The sequence below is a fragment of the Micromonospora sp. ATA51 genome (assembly GCF_016802855.1).
Taxonomy (GTDB): domain Bacteria; phylum Actinomycetota; class Actinomycetes; order Mycobacteriales; family Micromonosporaceae; genus Micromonospora; species Micromonospora sicca.
Window position 1 is genome coordinate 1 of sequence record NZ_JAEVHJ010000489.1, and the last position, 3,389, is coordinate 3,389.

The following is a 3,389-nucleotide window of genomic DNA, read 5'->3' on the forward strand; positions in this document are numbered from 1 at the left end:
ACCCGTCCCTCATCCGCCCACCGGCGCAGCGTCACAGGATGCACACCGATGTACTCAGCGGCCGGACCCAGACGCAGCAACGACATGATCAAGAACGTACCACATAGGTTCGCTTAGTTACTTCGACCTGAAAAACGGCGGTTCTCGTTGAGCAGGCTTGGCTGCTCTGGGACTCGCCGGGTCTGGGGTGGTAGCAGATCTCTCCCTGGGTGGCTTTCAGGCGGCGAGGGCGCTGATCTTGACCAGGTTGTGAGCCAGGACGCCGTGTCCGGCCCAGATCCGGGCGCCTTCGGTTCCGTTGATGCGGGTTCGGTCCCAGCCGTATCCGCGTTTGAGGGTGCTGATCCTGCCTTCGCATCCGGTTCGCCATTTCACGGTTCGTCGGAACGCCGGTCGGTGTTCGATGGCTTTGCGGGTCGCGGTGGGTTTGCCCTTGCGGGGGATCACCACGTTGCGGACACCGAGGTCGGTGAGGGCGTCCTCGACGCTTTTCTCGCCGTAGCCTCGGTCGGCGGTCACGGTGCGCGGGGTGCGTCCGGTGCGGTGGATGACCCGCTCGACTGCGGGTGCCAGTTGGGGTGCGTCGGCGGGGTTGCCGTGCTCGACGGTGTAGTCCACGACGATGCCGTCGTCGCCCTCAACCAGCTGTCCCTTGTGGCCGAACTCCACGGGTTTGCCGAGGCGTCACTTGGCGATCGGGCGTGCGTCCGGGTCGTGCAGGCTGACCCGTCGGTTGGCGCCGTCGGGGGTCTGGCCGGACAGCCGCTGCCGGGTCTGCGCGGCGATCTGGCGGGTCGCCTGGACCAGGTCCTCCAGGTCGTTCACCGCGCGGGCCAGCCGGCCGCGGCGCCGTCCGACAGCGGGATCAGGCTGACCACCAGCGACCTTGGTGGCTGCTGCCTTGGCCCGGGCCCGGCGTAGCGACCGCTTGGCGTTGGCCAGCAGCCGCTCGGCATCGGTGCAGGTGGTCTCAGCCAGGTCGGCCAGCTCCCCGGTCACCCGGCGCACCCCCGCCAACGCTTCGTCCCGACCGGCGGCGCTGCGGCTGCGCAGCTTCGCGCCGATGGCATGTGCCCGCTTTCCCGCCGAGCGGGAACGGTCTCGCACCCTGGGCCGGGTCGCCCCGCCGGCGGCCTGGATCCGCTTGCCGGTGGCCGCGATCCGCCGGATCGCCTTGGCCAGCAGACCTGAGTCATTCAGGCCCTCCACCGCCGCCGACCCGCATCGGGTGGTCAGCTTCATCAACGTCGTCGGATGCGGCACCGACCCGTCCAGCGGGATCCGGCAGAACCGCCGCCAGGTGATCGAGTCCGCGACCTCCCGGCACAAGCTTTCGTACCCAAGCCGGTAGCGGAACTTCAGAAACATCAACCGCAGGTAGGTCTCCATCGGCGTCGACGGCCGACCCAACCGGAGATCGAAAACGGTACGAACGGCGCGAAGAACGCCCGGTCATTCAGCAGCACGTCGATCCGAGCCAACTCGTTCGGAAGCCGAAGCAGCTGCTCTGGCAGCGCCGACTCGAATAACGACGGCTGATCGCCTACGGCACGAAACACCATGGCCTCGATCCCTTCTAGCCCAAGGGTTCGAGGCCATCCTCTCGATCACACGGCGCCCGAAGACGGACCGCCACGCGCCGACTTTTTCAGGTGGAAGTAGTTAATCAGCCAACAGTTGCACACCCTGCTCGGGGCGATCGGCTGGACCACCCTCGGCTCGGTGCTGGGGGCGCTGGCCCTGTACTACGTCGGCGCCGCCCTCGGACGGGACCGGATGCGGGCCATCGCGGCCCGGCTGCCGCTGGTGAAGCTGGCGGACGTCGACCGCACCGAGACCTGGTTCCTCCGCCACGGCGTGAAGGCGGTGTTCTTCGGCCGGATGATTCCGATCTTCCGCAGCCTCATCTCCATCCCGGCCGGCATCGAGCGGATGCGCGTGCCGGTCTTCCTGCTCTACACCACGCTCGGCAGCCTGCTCTGGAACACCACCTTCGTCCTCGCCGGCTACCTGCTCGGGGAGAATTGGCACTTGGTCGAGACGTACGTGGGCACCTTCCAGAACGTCGTCATCGGCGCCGGCGCGGCGGCCGTCGGCTGGTTCGTGTTCACCCGGGTGCGGCGGGCGCGGCGGGACCGGGAAGGTGCGGCGGACCAGCCGGCCGGGTCGTCGGGCCAGCGGGGGACCGTCGGGGTGGTTGGTGGACGGGTGAGGAGTTCGACGATCGGCGGTAACGCGTCGGTGGCTGCCGTCCCTTGTGGTCCCTTGTTGGTTGCGGTGGGGGGTGTGGCCCGCCGTGCCCGGCTTCGGGCGGTCAGGCTTGATCCCTGCGCCGGTCACGGCGGGCCACACCCCTGACCTGGGCCGGGTGCGTCCATGGGTTCCGGGTGGGGCGGTTCGCGTGTCCCGTCGAGATCGTCGCGGGTTGCGGCAGGGTGGTGTCTCCGGGCGTGGTGCGGCCCCGTGTGCCGCAGGCTGGATGGATCTTGCCGGCTGGCGGGTCGGTCGTGTGAGTCGTCTGGGTGGGATGTCCGGTTTCTGGGTGTGACCGGTGGCATCCTCGGGCCGGAATCGTGGCCGGGGCGGGGTCGTTGTATCTCGCGTACGACCGAGTACCTGGCCCGCTCGACGGGCCGGCGGACGGGCCCCGGGAATGATGGCGGGCCGGCGGTCGTTACACATGGTCCCGGCGCCGCGATCAGGTATTACCGCTTGGCGGACCCGCGTTGAGGCTCCCCGCCCCCGCGGACCGGGCAGAGACTTTTCCCCCTTTTGCTTTTGAGCGCCTGACGGTGCTTGCGCATGTCCCGGCCCCCACCGGGTGTGCGCCAACCCCCAAGGAGCTTTGTCATGAACACGATGCTGCGTAAGAGCGTGCTGGGTATTGCTGGTCTGGCGTTCGCCGGTGGGCTGGCCGCCGGTCCGCTGAACCACCACGACGCCACCCCGACCATGGCGATGAGCCCGGTCGCGGTGCAGGCTGACAAGCCGGACATGGGCAAGCTGATTCCGCATGGTGTGCAGGGCGCCCAGTCGAAGATTGACCTGAACGACGAGCAGACCGCCAACGCGGAGGCGATCATCGCGGCGACGAAGAAGGCCGGTCTGCCGGAGCGGGCCGCCGTGATCTCGATCGCCACCAGCCTGCAGGAGTCGAAGCTGGAGAACCTGGGTCACCTGGGTGACCGCAACGACCACGATTCGCTGGGCCTGTTCCAGCAGCGCCCGTCGAGTGGTTGGGGTTCGCCGGAGCAGATCACCGACCCCGAGTACGCCACGACCGCGTTCCTGAAGGGTCTGAAGCAGGTCGACGGGTGGCAGGACATGCCGCTGACCGAGGCCGCCCAGACGGTGCAGGTGTCGGCCTACCCGGACGCCTACGCCCAGTG

General features: G+C 68.6%; 1 protein-coding gene and 2 pseudogenes. 2 read left to right on the forward strand and 1 reads right to left on the reverse strand.

What is annotated here, in order from left to right:
- Positions 1-216: 216 nt before the first annotated feature.
- Positions 217-1,559 (reverse strand): annotated as a pseudogene (locus tag JNW87_RS36470) (transposase).
- A gap of 124 nt (positions 1,560-1,683) precedes the next feature.
- Between JNW87_RS36470 and JNW87_RS36475 the strand changes: the two are divergent.
- Positions 1,684-2,358, forward strand: a pseudogene (locus tag JNW87_RS36475) (DedA family protein); the annotation flags it as partial.
- Positions 2,359-2,850: 492 nt separating this feature from the next.
- Positions 2,851-3,389, forward strand: a 539-nt coding sequence (locus JNW87_RS36480; protein WP_238455278.1) for a hypothetical protein, incomplete at its 3' end; no start/stop codon positions are given.